This is a genomic window from Curtobacterium sp. PhB136, from assembly GCF_004346855.1.
Lineage (GTDB): Bacteria > Actinomycetota > Actinomycetes > Actinomycetales > Microbacteriaceae > Curtobacterium.
In genome coordinates, this window is record NZ_SMGH01000004.1 from 1,243,594 (window position 1) to 1,260,423 (window position 16,830).

17 protein-coding genes are annotated in these 16,830 nt (G+C 71.5%); 11 read left to right on the forward strand and 6 right to left on the reverse strand.

Translation table 11 applies throughout. The annotated features are described in order from the left end of the window. Positions 1-9: 9 nt before the first annotated feature. The 8 genes from EDF27_RS06040 (at position 10) to EDF27_RS06075 (ending at position 8,192) form a co-directional block, all read left to right on the forward strand. A complete protein-coding gene (locus EDF27_RS06040) occupies positions 10-606 on the forward strand; it encodes a TetR/AcrR family transcriptional regulator (protein ID WP_243698212.1) in 597 nt (198 codons plus the stop codon). Between the two features lie 332 nt (positions 607-938). Then, positions 939-2,279 carry an enolase C-terminal domain-like protein gene (locus tag EDF27_RS06045; protein WP_123700775.1) on the forward strand — a complete coding sequence of 447 codons (1,341 nt, stop codon included), beginning with the start codon at positions 939-941 and terminating at the stop codon, positions 2,277-2,279. A gap of 48 nt (positions 2,280-2,327) precedes the next feature. Further along, positions 2,328-3,563 carry a sugar ABC transporter substrate-binding protein gene (locus tag EDF27_RS06050; protein ID WP_243698213.1) on the forward strand — a complete coding sequence of 412 codons (1,236 nt, stop codon included), beginning with the start codon at positions 2,328-2,330 and terminating at the stop codon, positions 3,561-3,563. 107 nt (positions 3,564-3,670) lie between these two features. Further along, on the forward strand, positions 3,671-4,645 hold the full coding sequence (locus EDF27_RS06055) for a sugar ABC transporter permease (protein WP_207909563.1): 975 nt from the start codon (positions 3,671-3,673) through the stop codon (positions 4,643-4,645). Beyond that, positions 4,638-5,546, forward strand: a complete 909-nt coding sequence (locus EDF27_RS06060; protein ID WP_123656264.1) for a carbohydrate ABC transporter permease — start codon at positions 4,638-4,640, stop codon at positions 5,544-5,546. Before EDF27_RS06055 ends, EDF27_RS06060 begins: the two co-directional genes overlap by 8 nt. Positions 5,547-5,587: 41 nt before the next feature. Then, the gene (locus tag EDF27_RS06065) at positions 5,588-6,913 is read left to right on the forward strand and encodes an alpha-L-fucosidase (protein WP_123700773.1); all 1,326 of its coding nucleotides are present in this window, start codon (positions 5,588-5,590) and stop codon (positions 6,911-6,913) included. Next, positions 6,913-7,236, forward strand: a complete 324-nt coding sequence (locus EDF27_RS06070) for an L-rhamnose mutarotase (RefSeq protein ID WP_123700772.1) — start codon at positions 6,913-6,915, stop codon at positions 7,234-7,236. Before EDF27_RS06065 ends, EDF27_RS06070 begins: the two co-directional genes overlap by 1 nt. Further along, positions 7,233-8,192, forward strand: coding sequence for an aldo/keto reductase (locus EDF27_RS06075; protein WP_123701404.1), 960 nt, complete (start codon positions 7,233-7,235; stop codon positions 8,190-8,192). Before EDF27_RS06070 ends, EDF27_RS06075 begins: the two co-directional genes overlap by 4 nt. 154 nt (positions 8,193-8,346) lie before the next feature. On the opposite strand, the gene EDF27_RS06080 is transcribed toward EDF27_RS06075, so the two are convergent. From EDF27_RS06080 to EDF27_RS06105, 6 genes are all read right to left on the reverse strand, one after another. Further along, the gene (locus tag EDF27_RS06080; protein ID WP_123656377.1) at positions 8,347-8,625 is read right to left on the reverse strand and encodes a GlsB/YeaQ/YmgE family stress response membrane protein; all 279 of its coding nucleotides are present in this window, start codon (positions 8,623-8,625) and stop codon (positions 8,347-8,349) included. A gap of 113 nt (positions 8,626-8,738) precedes the next feature. After that, the gene (locus EDF27_RS06085; RefSeq protein WP_123656260.1) at positions 8,739-9,416 is read right to left on the reverse strand and encodes a FadR/GntR family transcriptional regulator; all 678 of its coding nucleotides are present in this window, start codon (positions 9,414-9,416) and stop codon (positions 8,739-8,741) included. A gap of 94 nt (positions 9,417-9,510) precedes the next feature. Further along, complete coding sequence (locus tag EDF27_RS06090) at positions 9,511-10,263, reverse strand: SDR family oxidoreductase (protein WP_123700771.1); 753 nt, start codon at positions 10,261-10,263, stop codon at positions 9,511-9,513. Further along, positions 10,263-11,111, reverse strand: coding sequence for a fumarylacetoacetate hydrolase family protein (locus tag EDF27_RS06095; protein ID WP_123656258.1), 849 nt, complete (start codon positions 11,109-11,111; stop codon positions 10,263-10,265). The genes EDF27_RS06090 and EDF27_RS06095 overlap by 1 nt, the downstream gene beginning before the upstream one ends. 42 nt (positions 11,112-11,153) lie before the next feature. Continuing rightward, positions 11,154-12,113 (reverse strand): amidohydrolase family protein, encoded by a 960-nt coding sequence (locus EDF27_RS06100; RefSeq protein WP_123700770.1) that lies wholly within the window; start codon positions 12,111-12,113, stop codon positions 11,154-11,156. 305 nt (positions 12,114-12,418) lie between these two features. After that, positions 12,419-12,682 carry a glutaredoxin domain-containing protein gene (locus EDF27_RS06105; protein WP_123701403.1) on the reverse strand — a complete coding sequence of 88 codons (264 nt, stop codon included), beginning with the start codon at positions 12,680-12,682 and terminating at the stop codon, positions 12,419-12,421. Between the two features lie 73 nt (positions 12,683-12,755). Here EDF27_RS06105 and EDF27_RS06110 point away from each other — a divergent pair, with 73 nt between their 5' ends. The 3 genes from EDF27_RS06110 to EDF27_RS06120 all read left to right on the forward strand — a co-directional run bounded on the left by EDF27_RS06110 (position 12,756) and on the right by EDF27_RS06120 (position 16,826). After that, complete coding sequence (locus EDF27_RS06110) at positions 12,756-13,709, forward strand: PrsW family glutamic-type intramembrane protease (RefSeq protein ID WP_123700769.1); 954 nt, start codon at positions 12,756-12,758, stop codon at positions 13,707-13,709. A gap of 109 nt (positions 13,710-13,818) precedes the next feature. Continuing rightward, a complete protein-coding gene (locus EDF27_RS06115; protein ID WP_123700768.1) occupies positions 13,819-15,522 on the forward strand; it encodes an adenosylhomocysteinase in 1,704 nt (567 codons plus the stop codon). Next, positions 15,519-16,826, forward strand: coding sequence for an amidohydrolase family protein (locus EDF27_RS06120; protein WP_311316790.1), 1,308 nt, complete (start codon positions 15,519-15,521; stop codon positions 16,824-16,826). The genes EDF27_RS06115 and EDF27_RS06120 overlap by 4 nt, the downstream gene beginning before the upstream one ends. Positions 16,827-16,830 lie beyond the last annotated feature (4 nt).

Genomic DNA, 16,830 nt, shown 5'->3' on the forward strand with positions numbered 1-16,830 from the left:
GAGCACCACGTGAGCACCACCGAAGCGCTGGACACGGCCGTCGACCCGGAGTCGTGCGGCCTGCGGGAGCGCAAGAAGCAGCGCACCCGGCAGTCCCTCCACGAGTCGGCACTCGCACTCGTCACGGAGCGCGGGCTCGCCGGCGTCACCGTCGAGGAGATCTGCGCCGACGCCGGCGTCTCCCCGCGGACGTTCTTCAACTACTTCCCGTCGAAGGGCCACGCCGCGCTCGGGCTGCCCGCGACGGCGATCCCGGCCGAGGCCGCCGCGGTCTTCCTCGCGTCCGACGGCCCCCTCGTCGCTGACCTCTGCCGGCTCGTCGCGCACACCGTCGACCTGCCGGCGGACCGGTCCCGGATGAAGGCGCTCGTGCAGGCGCGGCCCGAGATGGTCCCGACGATGCTGCAGTGGATGGCCGAGGCGCGGCTCGCGGTGTACGAGGTCGCGTGCGAGCGCACCGACGCCGACACCGCACGGACCGCGGTGACGCTCGTGATGGCGGCCGTGATCGAGACCGCGCACCGGGTCACTGTCGGCTCGCACGACGAGCTCGCCGAGCGCGTTCGCGGCGTCGTCGCAGAGATGGGACGTCTGGCCGCGTCCTGAGCGGCGGCGGCGCGCAGCCGCGGCGGCCGCCGCGGAGTGGTCGGCGAAAGCGACAGTGGTCGCGCGGGTTCCGCGCGACCACTGTCGCTTTCGCGCACCTGTCGACGCGGCCGGGCACACGGAGGCGTGCGCGGCCACGGACGCGCCACGGGCCGGACGGGAGGCTGGGCACGGGCCCGCCACGAGCCTCCCGTCCGCATTCGGGCCCAGTCATCGGACGGCTGCCGCCCGCGGGGCGCCGAAACGCGACCAAAGAAGTGCTTGACGCGGCAGACATCGGATGTTTTGATGAGTCCGTTCGGTCGACGGCGACCGGACGGGCAGGAGCAACGATGAGTCGCATCACCGGTCTGCGCGTGCGCGACATCCGGTTCCCCACCTCGCGGGAACACGACGGGTCCGACGCGATGAACCCGGCTCCCGACTACTCCGCCGCCTACGTCGAGATCACGACGGACGCCGCCGACGGCCTCACCGGCTCCGCGTTCGTCTTCACGATCGGCCGCGGCAACGAGGTGCAGGAGGCAGCGATCGCCGCACTCCACGGGCACGTCGTCGGGCGGGACGCGGAAGCGGTCCTCGCGGACATGGGCGGCATGTGGCGGGCCCTGGTGCACGACTCGCAGCTGCGGTGGCTCGGCCCGGAGAAGGGCGTCATGCACATGGCGATCGGCGCCGTGGTGAACGCCCTCTGGGACCTCCGGGCGAAGCGCGCCGGGCAGCCGCTGTGGGCACTGCTGGCGGACATGAGCCCGCGGGAACTCGTCGACCTGGTGGACTTCCGGTACCTCACCGACGCGATCACCCCGGCCGATGCGCTCGCGCTCCTGGAGCAGGCGGTCCCACTCCGGGCCGAGCGACGCCGCACGCTGGAGCAGATCGGCTACCCGGCCTACACGACCACGCCGGGCTGGCTCGGGTACGACGACGAGAAGCTCGCGCGCCTCTGCCGTGAGGCCGTCGACGAGGGCTTCACCCAGATCAAGCTCAAGGTCGGCGGCGACGTCGACGAGGACATCCGCCGGATGGGCATCGCCCGCGACGTCGTCGGCCCTGACATCCGGATCGCCATCGACGCGAACCAGCGCTGGGACGTCGACGAGGCGGTGGCCTGGATCGACCGACTGCGCCCGTTCGACGTCGCCTGGGTCGAGGAGCCGACGAGCCCGGACGACGTCCTCGCCCACGCCGAGATCGCCCGTCGGATCGCGCCGATCCCGGTGGCGACGGGGGAGCACATGGCGAACCGCGTCATCGCGAAGCAGCTCATCCAGGCCGAGGCGATGTCGGTGCTGCAGATCGACGCGACCCGCGTCGCCGGGGTCAACGAGAACCTCGCGATCCTGCTGCTCGCCGCCAAGCACGGCGTCCGGGTCTGCCCGCACGCCGGCGGTGTCGGCCTCTGCGAGGCGGTCCAGCACCTCTCGATGTTCGACGCCGTCGCGCTCTCCGGGGCGCTCGACGACCGGTGCATCGAGTACGTCGACCACCTGCACGAGCACTTCGTGACCCCGGTCGACGTCCACGACGGCCGCTACTGGCCGCCGACCGCGCCGGGAGCCGGCACCGAGATGCTCGCCGGTTCCCTCGACACGTTCTCCTACCCCGACGGCCCGGTCTGGGCGACCGACACCGCCGTCGACCCGATGCGCGACGCCGTCCGCGTCGCCTGACGCGAACCACACCCGAACAGACACACCCACGACGAAGTGGAGACACCCATGCAACGACGTTTCATCGCGGGGATCGCGGCAGCAGCTGCCGCGGCCCTCGTGCTCACGGGCTGTTCCGCAGGGAGCAGCGCCAGTGACGGCCAGTCCAAGGACGCCCTCACCTGGGCGATGTGGATCGGCGGGAAGGAGGACAAGGCCGCGTGGCAGAAGGTCGCCGACACCGTCGACACGAAGGACAGCGTCAAGGTCACCATCCAGGGCTCACCGTTCAACGACTACTGGACGAAGCTCCGCACGCAGCTCTCGACCGGCACCGCGCCCTGCATCGTGAGCATCCAGTCGCTCCGGGCCGCGAACTACACGGACGTCCTCGTCCCGCTCGACGACCTCGCGAAGAAGGCCGACCTCGACCTCAGCGAGTACGACCAGACGGCGCTGACCGGCATGAAGGTGGACGGGAAGCTCTACGGCCTGCCCTACGACACCGGCCCCATGCTCGTCTTCTACAACAAGGACCTGCTGAAGAAGGCGGGCGTGGACGACCCGAAGCCGGGCTGGACGACGGACGAGTTCGAGGCCGCAGCGGCCAAGCTCAAGGCCGCCGGCACGACCGCGTACGGCACGAGCATCGCGGACATCCCGCTCGAGTCGCAGATCCTCGGCTACAACGGCGGCCGGGTGATCACCGAGAGCGGCAAGCTCGACGCCACCGACCCGAAGTTCGCGGACGGCCTCGACTGGCTCGCCGGCCTGGTGAAGAAGGGCTACGCCACGCAGGCCTCGTCCGACTCGTCGGCCGACGGCAACGCCTTCGTCAGCGGTGACGTCGCGATGTACAGCGACGGCCCGTGGTCGCTGATCAGCCAGAAGGCCAAGGTGAAGTTCGACCTCGGCGTCACCACGGTGCCGTCCGGGACCTCCGGAGCGTCGTCGTACGCGGCCGGGTCGGGCTTCGGCGTCTCGAAGCAGTGCAAGTACCCGGACCAGGCGTTCAAGGCCATCGAGACGATGACGAGCGAACCCGTGCTCACCTCGCTCGCGAAGCAGGGTCGCGCCTTCCCGGCACGCACCGCAGCGCAGCAGGCCTGGTACGACAACGCCGGCATCGACGGTGCCGAGGACACGCTGAAGGCAGCGCTCGACAAGGCCACCCCGCTGCCGGGCAACAAGCAGAGCGACCAGCTGAACCAGCTCTTCACGCAGTACGCCCTGCAGGCGGTCAACGGGCAGACGAGCGGCAAGGACACGATGTCCTCGATCTCGAGTCAGCTCGGCTCGCAGTGACCGGCGTCACCACCTGACGGACTGGAGGCTCGGGTCGACCCCGCCCCGAGCCTCCCGTCCGGTTCTCCCCCAGCCCAGGACCGCGCGAACGACGAGGAGGTCGTCGCATGACCACCATCCAGGACCCCGCGACCGAGACGGCGGTGCCCGCCGTCGCGACCGCGGTCGCCGCCGGCGCACCCCGCCGTCGAGGCGGTGGTGACCAGGCGAGCGAGGTCGGACGCCGATCGTGGTGGGGCGCGGCCTTCGCCGGACCGCACTCGATCGGACTCGTCGTGTTCACGGCGTTCCCGATCCTGGCGTCGCTCGTCGTCAGCTTCATGAACTGGCCGATGCTCGGCGAGCGCACGTTCGCCGGCTTCTCGAACTACGAGAAGCTCTTCACCGACCCGATCTTCCGCACGGTGACGCTCAACACGGTCGTGTTCGTGGTGCTCTACGTGCCCCTCAACCTCGTCGTGTCGCTCGGGCTCGCCGCCTGGCTGACGCCGAAGATCAAGCACCGGCACGTCTTCCGGGTGCTCTTCTTCATCCCGACCGTGACCCCGATCGTCGCGAACGTCGTCGTCTGGCGGATGCTCTACCAGCCCGGCGGCGCCATCGACGCGACGCTGCAGTCGACCATCGGCGTCCACGCCCCGAACTTCCTCGCCGACGACAAGTGGGCGATGCTCGCGGTCGTCGCGATGAGCGTCTGGCAGGGTTTCGGCTACAACATGCTGATCTTCTCGGCGGCCCTCGACTCGGTGCCGGAGAACCAGCTCGAAGCGGCGGAACTCGACGGGGCGAACGCGTGGCAGATGTTCTGGCGGATCAAGTTCCCGCTCATCTCGCCGTCGATCTTCTTCGCCACGATGATGACCCTGATCACGTCGTTCCAGGTGTTCGTGCAGCCGTTCGTGTTGACGAAGGGCGGACCGGGCACCGCGACGGAGACCCTCGTGCAGCACATCTACAACACGGGCTTCCAGACGCAGCAGCTCGGACTGGCCTCGGCGGGCGCCTGGGTGCTCTTCGTCATCATCCTCGGGATCACGGCCGTCCAGTTCCTCGGGCAGAAGCGGTGGGTGCACTATGAGTGAGCTGACCAGGGTCCGCCCCGCCACCTCGGCGAACCGGACCGTCAACCCGCGGTCACTGCCCCGCCGGACCCGGCAGGTCGGCCGCGTGCGGCACGCCATCGGTTACGTGCTGCTCTGCCTCGTCGCGTTGCTGTTCATCGCGCCGCTGGTCTACATGGTGGCGACGAGCCTCAAGCCTGCGTCGGAGACCTTCACGACCCCGCCGACGCTCTGGGGGTCGTCCTTCGAGTGGTCGAACTACGTGCAGGCGTTCACGTACCTGCCGTTCGCGCGGTTCATCCTGAACGGGGTGTTCGTCGCCGCGGCCGGCACGATCATCAACGTCGCCGTCGCAGCGCTCTCCGGGTACGCGTTCTCACGGCTCCGGTGGCGCGGCCGGAACGCGGTGTTCGTGCTGTTCCTCGCGACGCTGATGATCCCGCAGGACGTCCTCGTCATCCCGATGTACGTGATGATGCAGGGCTTCGGATGGGTGGACACGTTCCAGGCGCTCATCATCCCGTGGGCGTTCACGGCACTCGGCGCGTTCCTGGTCCGGCAGTTCTTCCTCACCGTCCCGCAGGAACTCGACGACGCCGCCCGGGTCGACGGGGCCGGCGCCGTCCGGACCTTCTTCTCGGTGATGCTCCCGCTCGCCCGGCCGACCCTGGCCGTCCTCGCGGTGTTCTCGTTCATCTCCTACTGGAACTCGTTCCTCTGGCCGCTCGTCGTCGTCAACGACGTCGAGGCGCACGGCACCATCCCGCTCGGCCTGCAGCAGTTCTTCGGGCAGCAGGGCAGCGAGTGGAACCTCGTGATGGCCGCGTCGGTGATCTCGATGCTGCCGACCGTCATCCTGCTCGTCTTCCTGCAGAAGCACCTCGTCAAGGGCATCGTCACCTCCGGCCTCGGCGGCCGCTGACCCCCTCCGCTCCTCCTTCCGTCCAGAAAGGGATCTCCCGCATGACCATCACCGCACCTGCAGAGCCGCAGACCGCGACCGACGCGTCCGGACTGCCCGCGTGGTTCACCCACGACCGCTTCGGCATGTTCATCCACTGGGGCCTCTACGCCCTGCCCGCCCGGCACGAGTGGGTGAAGAACCGTGAGCGGATCACGGACGCCGACTACCAGAAGTACTTCGACCACTTCGACCCGGACCTGTTCGACCCGACCGACTGGGCGCGACGGGCCCGCGAGGCCGGCATGAAGTACGCCGTCCTCACCACCAAGCACCACGAGGGCTTCGCGCTCTGGGACTCGGCGCTCACCGACTACAAGGCCACGAACACCCCGTTCGGCCGGGACATCGTGCGCGAGTTCGTCGACGCCTTCCGCGCCGAGGGGATCCGGATCGGCTTCTACCACTCGCTCATCGACTGGCACCACCCGGACTTCACCATCGACGGGGTGCACCCGCGCCGGGACGACGGCGACGCCGCGATCGCCGCGCTCAACGAGGGCCGTGACATGGCGCGGTACCGCGAGTACCTGCACGGGCAGGTGACCGAGCTCCTGACGGACTACGGGCAGATCGACTACCTGTTCTACGACTTCTCGTACCGAGACAACGACCACGAGGACATCTGGGGCGGGAAGGGCCGTGACGACTGGGGCTCGACCGAACTCATGGCGCTGACGAAGCGCCTGCAGCCGGGCATCATCGTCAACGACCGGCTCGACATCCCCGGCGACCTCGTCACCCCCGAGCAGTACCAGCCCGACAAGCCGATGGAGCGTGACGGGGTGCAGGTGCCGTGGGAGGCGTGCCAGACCTTCAACGGGTCGTGGGGCTACGACCGCGACAACCAGGACGTGAAGAGCGTCGACCTGCTCGTCCGGATGCTCACCGACGGGGTGTCGAACAACGGGAACATGCTGCTCAACGTCGGCCCGACCGGCCGCGGCGAGTTCGACCCGGTCGCACGCCGTGCGCTCGCCGGCATCGGCGAGTGGATGCACCAGCACGACCGCTCCGTGTACGGCGCCGGTCCCTCGACATTCACGGCACCCTCCGGCACCGTCTTCACGCAGCGGGGCGACCGGCTCTACCTGCACCTGTACACGTGGCCCTTCGAGCACGTGCACCTGCCCGACCTCGCCGGTCGCGTGGCGTACGCGCAGTTCCTGCACGACGCGTCCGAGCTGCACTTCCGGGAGATCCCGCCGGACACCCGCGCGCAGAACACCGGCCTCGGCGGCCAGCCCGCCGGCACCCTGACGCTGACGCTCCCGGTGGTCCGGCCGGACGTGGCGGTGCCCGTCGTCGAGCTCTTCCTCCGCGACTGATGCAGCGGATCCTCTCCCGCACCCGGCTGCGGGCGGGTCGCGAGGGCGCCTACGAACAGGCGCACGCCGCGATCCCGCCCGAGCTCGTCGCGCGGCTCCGCGGTGCCGGCGTGACGAACTGGAGCATCTGGCGGGACGGGCAGGACCTGATCCACCTCATCGAGGTGACGGACTACCGGGCGATGCGCCGCTCCCTGGCGGACGACCCGGTGAACGCCGCCTGGCAGGAGGTCATCAACCCCCTGCTCGAGGCCGACGACGACTACTCCGGGAACGACGACGGGGTGCCGCTCGTGTGGACCCTGTCGGAGCAGACGTCGTGACCGCGCCGTTCGAACTCGACACCGGGCCGTTCTGGTTCGGCGGCGCCGGCATCGGGAACCTGCTCCACCCGGTGACGGACGACGACGCCCGCGCCACCGTCGACGCCGCGTGGGACGTCGGCGTGCGCGGGTTCGACACCGCGCCGCACTACGGACTCGGACGCTCCGAACGCCGGCTCGGAGCGGCGCTCGCCGACCGTCCACGATCCTCGTACCGGGTGTCCACGAAGGTCGGACGACTGCTCGTGCCGGGCTCCGGCGACGGCACCGACCTCGCCTCCGGCGGGTTCGCGGTACCGAACGACCTGGTGCGGCAGTGGGACCCGTCGCCGTCCGGGGTCCGTCGGTCGCTCGACGAGTCCCTCGAGCGGCTCGGGCTCGACCACGTCGACATCGCGTACCTGCACGACCCGGACGTGTACTCGCTGACGGACGGTCTGACCCAGGCTCTGCCGGCGCTCGCCGCACTCCGGGACGAAGGGGTCGTGCAGGCCGTCGGGGTCGGGTCGAACTCGGTGTCCGCACTGTCGGCTGCCGTGGACACCGGGCTCTGCGACGTGATCATGCTGGCCGGGCGGTACACGCTGCTCGAACAGCCAGCGGCCGAGCTCGTCGCCCGCTGCGCCGCGGTCGGGGTCGACGTCGTCGCGGTCGGCGTCTACAACTCGGGTCTGCTCAGCAACCCGCTGCCGGCGCCGGACACCACGTACGACTACGCCCCGGCGCCGGCATCGGTCCTGGAGCGGGCCCGGGCGCTCGCCGAGGTCTGTTCGCGACACGGGGTCACGCTGCCCGATGCCGCACTGGCCTTCCCACGCCGGGCTCCGGCGGTGCGCACCGTGGCGGTCGGGGCGCAATCCGCGGCGCAGGTGCGGGAGAACGCGGCGCGTGCTGCCGCGGTCGTCCCCGAGGAGCTGTGGTCCGACTTGCGCGCCGAGGGGCTGCTCCCCGCCTGAGTGCGACGGGTCAGGGGCGGCCGGGCCGCTCCGTCGCGCGTCTGGTGTCAGACGTCCCCGCACAACGGAAAGCAGCTCGCGCCACGGAGAACCGTGGTGCGAGCCGCTTCCGATGGTGCGGCGCCGATCGGCACCGCTGCCGCTGCCGCTGGGGTCAGCGGCGCGAGGCGCTCCGACCGGCGAAGCGCGTGTAGATGAAGAGCACGATGACCGCGCCGATCACCGAACCGATGATGCCCGCCGGCTGGAAGAAGCCGTCCATCGGGTCGTGCTGGAAGATCAGGAACCCGAGGAACCCGCCGACGAACGAGCCGACGATGCCGAGCACGATGGTCATGAGGATCGAGATGTGCTGCTTCCCCGGGATGATCAGGCGCGCGAGCGCACCGGCGATCAGTCCGATGATGATCAAGCTGATGATGAGACCGAGCACGGTGTCCTCCTGGTGGAACGAACGAATCGGCACCGGCGGGTTCGCCGGTGCCGAGGTCAGCCACTGAGTGAACACGTGATCAACTGCACGCGGCCACATGTGCGCAGAACGGATCAGTCCAGGGAACGCCGCAACCAGCGCTCGACACCCTCGACGTGCGCCACGACGAGGGCCTGCACGAGCTGGGGGTCGCGGCGACGAATCGCGTCGACGATCGCGGCGTGCTCGTCGAGGGTCCGCTGGACGGAGCCGTTCTGGGTGAGGCCGCGCCACACCCGCACCCGGACGGTCTTGCTCGACAGGGCGTCGAGGAGCCCCGAGAGGTACTGGTTCCCGCCGATGCCGGCGATCGTGGAGTGGAAGAGCAGGTCGTGGGCGACGAGGTCCTCGACGCCGGTGTCGTCGTCGACGGTCGCCATCAGCGTCGCGAGCTCGTCGATCTGCTGCTCCGTCGCGCGGGCGGTGGCGAGCACGGCGGAGGCGGGCTCCAGGATGCGCCGGACCTCGAGCAGGTCGACGAGGGAGCGGTCGTGGTGCATGTCGACGACGAAGGAGACCGCTTCGAGGAGGACCGAGGGCTCGAGGCTCGTCACGTACGTCCCGTCCCCGCGGCGGACGTCGAGCACGCGGATCAGCTCGAGTGCCTTCACCGCTTCGCGGAGGCTGTTCCTGGACAGCCCGAGGGACTCGCTCAGCTCCTTCTCCGGCGGCAGGCGCTGCCCGGGAGCGAGCTCGCCGGAGACGATCATCTGCTGGATGCGCGCGATCGCGTCGTCGGTCAGCGAAGCCATGCGGTGCCCTCTTCCTGAGCCGGCTGGGACGGGACCTCCCGACGATACCCGGGCCGAGCCTCCCGACCGATGCGGCGGCGCCGCGAACCGGCCATCAGGCGGGCCGGAGCCGGAGTGCCTGCATCCCGCCGTCGACGGCCAGGTCGACGCCCGTCGTCGAACGGGCGAGTGGGCTCGTCAGGTACGCGACGGCTTCGGCGACCTCCTCCGGCGCGACGAGCCGACCGTGGGGCTGGCGCGCTTCGAGCGCCGCGCGTTCGGCCGCCGGGTCCCCAGCGGTGGCGAGCAGCCGCGCGACCCACGGGGTGTCCGCGGTGCCCGGGTTCACGGCGTTGACGCGGATGCCCTCACGGATGTGGTCGGCCGCCATGGCCCGGGTGAGCGCCGCGATGGCGCCCTTCGTCGCGGAGTAGAGCGCCCGCTGGGGGAGCCCCGCGGTCGCAGCGATCGAGCACGTGTTGACGATGCTCGCGTTGCCGGACGCGCGGAGGTGGGGGAGTGCAGCGCGGGAGAGCCGGACGGCGCCGAGCACGTTGACCTCGTACACGCGCCGCCACTCGTCGTCGGGGTTGTCCTCGACCGTGCCCTGGGCGCCGATGCCGGCGTTGTTGACGAGCACGTCGAGCCCACCGAGGGCCTCGACGGCGCTGGCGACCGCGGCGCGGACGCTCTCGTCGTCCCCGACGTCGCACGGGACGGCGATCGTGCCGTCGGTGACGCCGGACGTCTGCAGGTCGAGCACGGCCACCGTCGCCCCGCGCTCCTGGAGTGCCGTGGTGATCGCCGCGCCGATCCCGGAGGCGCCGCCCGTGACGATCGCCCGGAGACCGGCGTGGGTGCCGGGCATCAGGCCGCCCCGACCGTCTGGCGCTGCGATCCGAGGCCCTCCGCCGTCAGCTCGACGACGTCGCCCGGCTGCAGGTACGGGGCGTTGCCGGCGAGCGCGACGCCCGCCGGGGTGCCCGTGCTGATCACGTCGCCCGGGTAGAGCACCATGAACTGGGACAGGTACCGGACGATCTCCGCCGGTCGGAAGATCATGTCGGCGGTCGTGCCGTCCTGCCGGACCTCGCCGTTCACGCTGAGGCGCAACGGGAGCGCCGCGGGGTCGACCTCGTCCGGGGTCACGAGCCACGGGCCGAGCGGGTTGAAGGTCTCGCAGGACTTGCCCTTGTCCCACTGCCCGCCCCGCTCCAGCTGGAACTCCCGCTCGGAGACGTCGTTCGCGATGGCGTAGCCGGCGATGTGGGTCGCGGCCTCGTCCTCGGACTCGCAGTACTTCGCGACCGATCCGATCACGACGGCGAGCTCGATCTCCCAGTCGGTCTTCGTGCTGGCGCGGGGGACGAGCACCTCGTCGTCCGGGCCGATCACCGTCATCGGGTCCTTCATGAACACGATGGGCTCTGTGGGGATCTCCGCGCCGGTCTCGGCTGCGTGGTCGCGGTAGTTCAGGCCGATGCAGACGACCTTGCCGGGGCGGGCCACGGGTGCGCCGCGGCGCAGGGCGTCGGCGTCCGGGACGGGCTTGAGGTCGCCGGCTTCACGGGCGTGCCGGACGCGGCCGACGGGGTCCGATGCGAGGAACGCCCCGCTGATGTCCGTGGTGATCGGGCGGAGGTCCCATGCCTGCCCGTCGGTGTCGAGGGCCACGGGGACCTCGCGTCCCAGGGGGCCGAGTCGTGCGAACTTCATCGTTCCTCGCTCTCTCCGCTGCGCCGGTGCAGCGGAAACATCCTATGTCTGGGGCTGGCCCTCGGCAAGGTAGACGCGTGCCGCGGTCCGGTGGAACACGGCGTCGCGCTCGTCGTCGCTGAGGTCCACGAGCGCGTGCTGCGTCGTGTGCACGACGGTGGCGTAGTCCGCCGCGAGCGTGGAGACGGGCCAGTCGGAGCCGAACATCGCGCGGTCGGGGCCGAAGACCTCGACGGCCTCGCGGGCGTACCGGGCGACAGGGCGCTCCCGCCAGTCGGCGCCGGCCTCGGTGAGCAGGCCGGACACCTTGCACGACACGTTCGGCCGCGCGGCGAGGTCCTGCATGCGGGCCCGCCAGGCAATGCGCACGGTCGGGTCGTCGGGATCGTCCGCGATGGCGGGCTTGCCGGCGTGGTCCAGCACGAAGGTCCCGTCGGGCACGGCGTCGACGAGGGTGATCGCGGCGGCGTGCTCCCGCGCGCCACGGACGAGCAGGTCGAACACGAGCCCAGCATCGGCGACGGCCCGGACGCCGCGGACCACGTCGGGCCGGGCGAGCCAGTCCGGGTCGGGTTCGTCCTGCGCCTGGTGCCGGATGCCCACCAGTCGCGGGTGCTGCCGGAGCGCGGCGAGCCGGTCGGCCACGTCGGGCGCGGTCAGGTCCACCCATCCGACGACGCCGGCGACGGGAGCGGGCTGGGCGAGGAGCCACGTGGTCTCGCCGGGGTCGTGCACGGCCTGGACGACGATCGTGGCGGTGACGTCGTCGCGGGGGCTGCTGCCGGCGCCGCCGTCGCGGGGGCTGCTGCCTGCGACGCTGTCGCGGGGGCTGCTGCCTGCGACGTCCCCGATCGCGCCGGCCACCGCCCCGGCCACCGCCCCGCTCGCCGCGCGCAGGTCGTCCAGGTCGAACCGCCGCCGGAGCGGGGCGACCGAGTCGTCCATCCAGGGGTACGGCCGGTCGGCGGGGTCCCAGAGGTGGTGGTGAGCGTCGATGATCACGCGGCCATCATGCCCGATTCATCCGATGTCCGTGGGTCGGAGCGTGGCGGCTCGCTCCGAGGCGGGCCCAGGCGACGAAAGCGACACCGTGCAGCCAGATGCGCCGCGCATTCGGCGGGGAGGTGTCGCTCGTGGACCGGTCGAGCGTCGGGCGCGACAACGGGTACACGAAAGCGACAGTGGAGCCGCCGTTTCCGGCGGACCACTGTCGCTTTCGGGGAGTACTGCGCTCAGACCGCGCCGGCGAGCTCCAGCACAGACCGCGCCGGCGCGCTCCAGCTCAGACCGCGCCGGCGAGCTCCAGCTCAGACCGCGCCGGCGCGCTCCAGCTCCGCCTGCAGCTCGGCGTCCGAGGGCTCCACGAAGTGCTTCCCGTTCGGCAGCACGACGACGGGGATGTTCTTCCGCCCGCTGATCGCCTCCGCCCGGGACGCCCCCGAGGCCTCCACCTCGACGTCGACGTACGTGTACGCCACGCCGAGCTTGTCGAGCAGCGCCTTGGAACGCCGGCAGTCGCGGCACCAGTCCGCGCCGAACATGGTCACCTGGTCGAAGGTCTCGTCGCTCATGCTGTCCACTACAACGGACCGACGTCGGACATTCCCGTGAGCAGTCGCCCGGTCGCCGCGGCACGATGGGCGCATGGCCCTGACCAGCGACGCACCCGTGGACCACCCGCACCACCGGCACGGCTGGTGGTGGAAGACGCTCGTCGTCGGCTTCGTGCTCTGGGTCGTGACGATCGTGGTCACGGTGTTCACGAGCAACACCAACCTGGTGCCGACGATCATCCTGCTCGGCAGCTTCCTCGTCCCCTTCACCGTCGTGCTGTTCGTGATCGAGCGGGTGACCGGAACGGTGAGCACGATGCAGCTCGTCACGGCGTTCTTCGTCGGCGGGATCCTCGGCGTGCTCGGGGCGTCCCTGCTCGAGTCGAACCTGCGCCAGGGCGCGGCGCTCTACCTGCTGGTCGGCTTCGTGGAGGAGTTCGTCAAGGGCGTGCTGCTCGTGGTCGTCGGCTGGCGGGTGCGCCCGAAGACCGCGAGACAGGGGGCGCTCCTCGGCGCGACGGTCGGTGCGGGCTTCGCCGCGTTCGAGTCCGCCGGCTACGCGTTCAACGCCGCGATCACGTCGCGTGGCATCGACCTGGTGTCGCTGCTGCAGACCGAGGTCCTCCGCGCGATCCTGTCGCCGGTGGGGCACGTGCTCTGGACGGCGATCCTCGGCGCCGTGCTGTTCGGCGTCGCGCACGGCCGTCCCCGGTTCCGGTGGACGTGGACCGTGCTGGTCACGTACGTCGTCGTCTCGCTGCTGCACGGGCTGTACGACTCGAACTCGACGATCTCCACGGTGCTGGCGTTCGTGCTCACGGGGACGCCGCTCTCCGCCGCGCAGGACGGGACGGTGCCGATGGCGATCGCCGGACTCGCGACGATGCTCTACCTGGTCGGGCTCGCGATCGTGTCGGCGATCGGCGTCGCGGTGCTGATCGGCGTGCAGGTGCACTTCCGGAACCGTGCCCGCCGGGCGACAGCAGCGGTTCCCGTGGGAGCGACCGGCTGGGACGACGCACCGCCACCGCACGCACTGGGCTGACCGCCGCACGCCGCACGCCGCACGCCGCACGCCGCACGCCGCACGCCGCACGGCAGGCGCCGCACGCCGCACGCCGAGATGCCCGAGCGCGCGGCCCTACGCTGAGACCATGCCCCCAGGACCCGACGCAGCCACGCGAGCTTGGGCATCGGCGGCCGTCCGGCACTTCGCCAGGACCACGAACCTGCTCGTCGCGGCCCGTCGGTTCCGGATCGTCGGCGGCGACCCCCGCGACGCGGCCGTCCTCCGCGCGCTGCTCACCGGCCTCGGCGCGCGCGAGACAACCGAACACGAACACGACCACGACCACGCCGACCAGCTCTGGTGCCTCGGCACCCCGGAGGAGAGCACCCCGGCGATCGAGCACGAGGCCGACCGCCCCCGCGGCAGCACCCTCGTCGTCATCGACGCCGGCCGGCACCTCCCCGCGGTCGACGAGGACGCCTTCGGCCCCGTCGCCCCGGCACGACCGGGCGTCCTCGGCGTCCCGATGCTGTCCGACGACGTGTTCCTCGTCTCGACGGGCCGCGACCCGGAGGACGACCCGGCAGCCGATGCGCGCCTCCGCTGGGCTCGCCGCTCGATGCCGGTCTCCCGCGCGGTGGCCGCCGAACTCCGCGACGGCGGGCTGCTCCGCGGCACCCGCATCGGCGTCGCGATGGTCCTCGAGCCGAAGACCGCCGTCCTGAGCCTGCTCCTCCGCGACGCCGGCGCCGACGTCGTCGTCTACGCCCACGCCGACGAGACCGACGACGCCGTCGCGGAGGCGCTGCGGACCACCGGGATGACCGTGCACGCGAGCAGCACCGCGACGCTCGCGCAGCAGAAGGACCTGGCGCTCGCGATGCTCGACACGCGGCCGCACGTGCTCCTCGACGACGGCTCGCACCTGATCCGGCTCGCGCACCAGGAACGGCCCGACCTGCTCGGGGCGATGCTCGGCGCAGCGGAGGAGACGACGAGCGGCCTCCGCCCCCTCCGGGTGCTTGCCGAGCGCGGGCAGCTCGGCATCCCGGTGATCGCCGTGAACGACGCCCGCACGAAGACGTTCTTCGACAACCGGTACGGCACCGGGCAGTCGACGGTCTTCGCGGTGCTCGACCTGGTCGACCGGCTCACGTCCGCCACTCCTCACCCAGCGCTGACGGGAGGCTCGGCTGTCGTCGCCGGGTTCGGGCACGTCGGCGAGGGGGTCGCCCTGGTGCTCCGCGCGCTCGGCTTCCGGGTCACGGTCACCGAGACCGACCCCGTCCGTGCGCTGCAGGCGCAGTTCGCCGGGTACGCCGTCGCACCGCTCGTCGACGCCGTCCGTGACGCCGACCTGGTGATGAGCGCGACGGGCGTCCGCGGCACGATCACCGTCGAGGCGCTGCGGGCCTGCGCTCCCGACGCCGTCGTCGCGGTCGCCGGCGGGGTCGACCAGGAGATCGCGATCGACGACGCGCTCGCCGCCGGTGCCACCCGGACGACGGTGGGGCCGAAGGCCGAGCGGTTCACGTTCCCGGGCGGCGAGAACGGGGTCCTCGTGCTCGACGACGGCGGGTGCATCAACATCACCGCGGCCGAGGGCAACCCGATCGAGATCATGGACCTGTCGTTCGCCGTGCAGCTCGGGGCCGTCCGGATGCTGCTCGAGCACGGTGACGAGCTGCCGCGCGCCGTCGTGCCCATCGACCCGGAGGTGGACGAGGCGACCGCCCGCGTGGCGCTGGCCGCGTTCGGGAGCCGAGCCGAGCCTCCCGTCAGTCCTGCTGAACAGCCTGCGGAACGCGAGCCCGACGTCCGGACCCGCCGATTCGGGGACCCGTCGTGAGCGACCACCCGACGACCGTGCACTCGGCGCGCATCGTCGTCCCGATGACCGCGCCGCCGATCGCGGACGGTGCCGTCGCCGTGCGCGACGGGCGGATCCTGCACGTCGGCGAGCGCTCCTGGGTCGTGGACCAGCTCGACGGCACGCCGTTCACCGAGCGACGCTGGCGCGGGGCGCTGCTGCCCGGCCTGGTCAACGCGCACTCGCACCTGCAGTACACCGGCATGGCCAGTGTCGGCCGAGGCCAGTACGACGGGTTCGAGGACTGGGCGGCCGCCTTCAACGAGGAGTACGCCGAACCGCACGACTGGCGGGCCGAAGCCGCCGAGGGGGCCGCGCAGTCGATCGCCGCGGGCGTGACGAGCATCGCGGACATCGTCACCGACATCGAGGCGGCGACCGCACTCGAGACGCACGGGCTCGGCGGCATCGCCTACTGGGAGGTGATGGACTGGGAGAACGCGGCCTGGCAGGAGCACGGCCGCGACCAGGTCCTCGACGAGCTCGCGCGCATCCCCACCACCCCGGGTGCCGGTCTCTCGCCGCACGCGCCGTACTCGCTCGACGTCGCGCCGCTCCTGGAACTGCCCGACATCGTCCGGCAGCGCGGACTGCGGCTGCACCTGCACCTCGGCGAAGCGGCCTTCGAGGGGGAACGGCTGGCCACCTCGCTCGAGCACGGCACCGACTGGCACCTGGCGAACGTGCCCTCGTTCCGGGCGATGCGCGCGCTCGGGTTCGGCGCGAGCGCGACCTCGTTCGTGGACCGGCTGGGGGTCCTCGGGCCGGACTGCCACATCGCGCACGGCGTCTACATGACCGCGGCGGACCGGGCGCTGCTCCGGGCGCGCGGCACCGCCGTCGCCCTCTGCCCCCGGTCGAACGCCGTGATCGGACTCGACCCGCCGCCGGTCGCGGACTACCTCCGCGAGGGCAGTCCCATCGCCATCGGCACCGACTCGCTGTCCTCGTCGCCGTCGCTCGACCTGATGGCGGACGTCACCGCGCTGCACCGGATCGCCCGGGCACAGGGGTACGGCGACCGTGACCTGCACGAGCGGTTGCTCGCCGCGGCGACGCTCGGCGGAGCGCACGCGATGGGACTTGCGGTCGGAACGGACCGGATCGGACACCTGGCCGTCGGGGCGCGCGCCGATCTCGCCGTGTTCGACGTCGATGCCCGGACGGTGCCCGACGCGCTGGCCGAACTCGTCGAGGACGGCGCCGGTCGGGCTGCCGCCACGGTCATCCGCGGCACGGTGCGGGCGCTCGACGGTGGGTCGGAGGGTCTCGGCGCGGGATGATGGT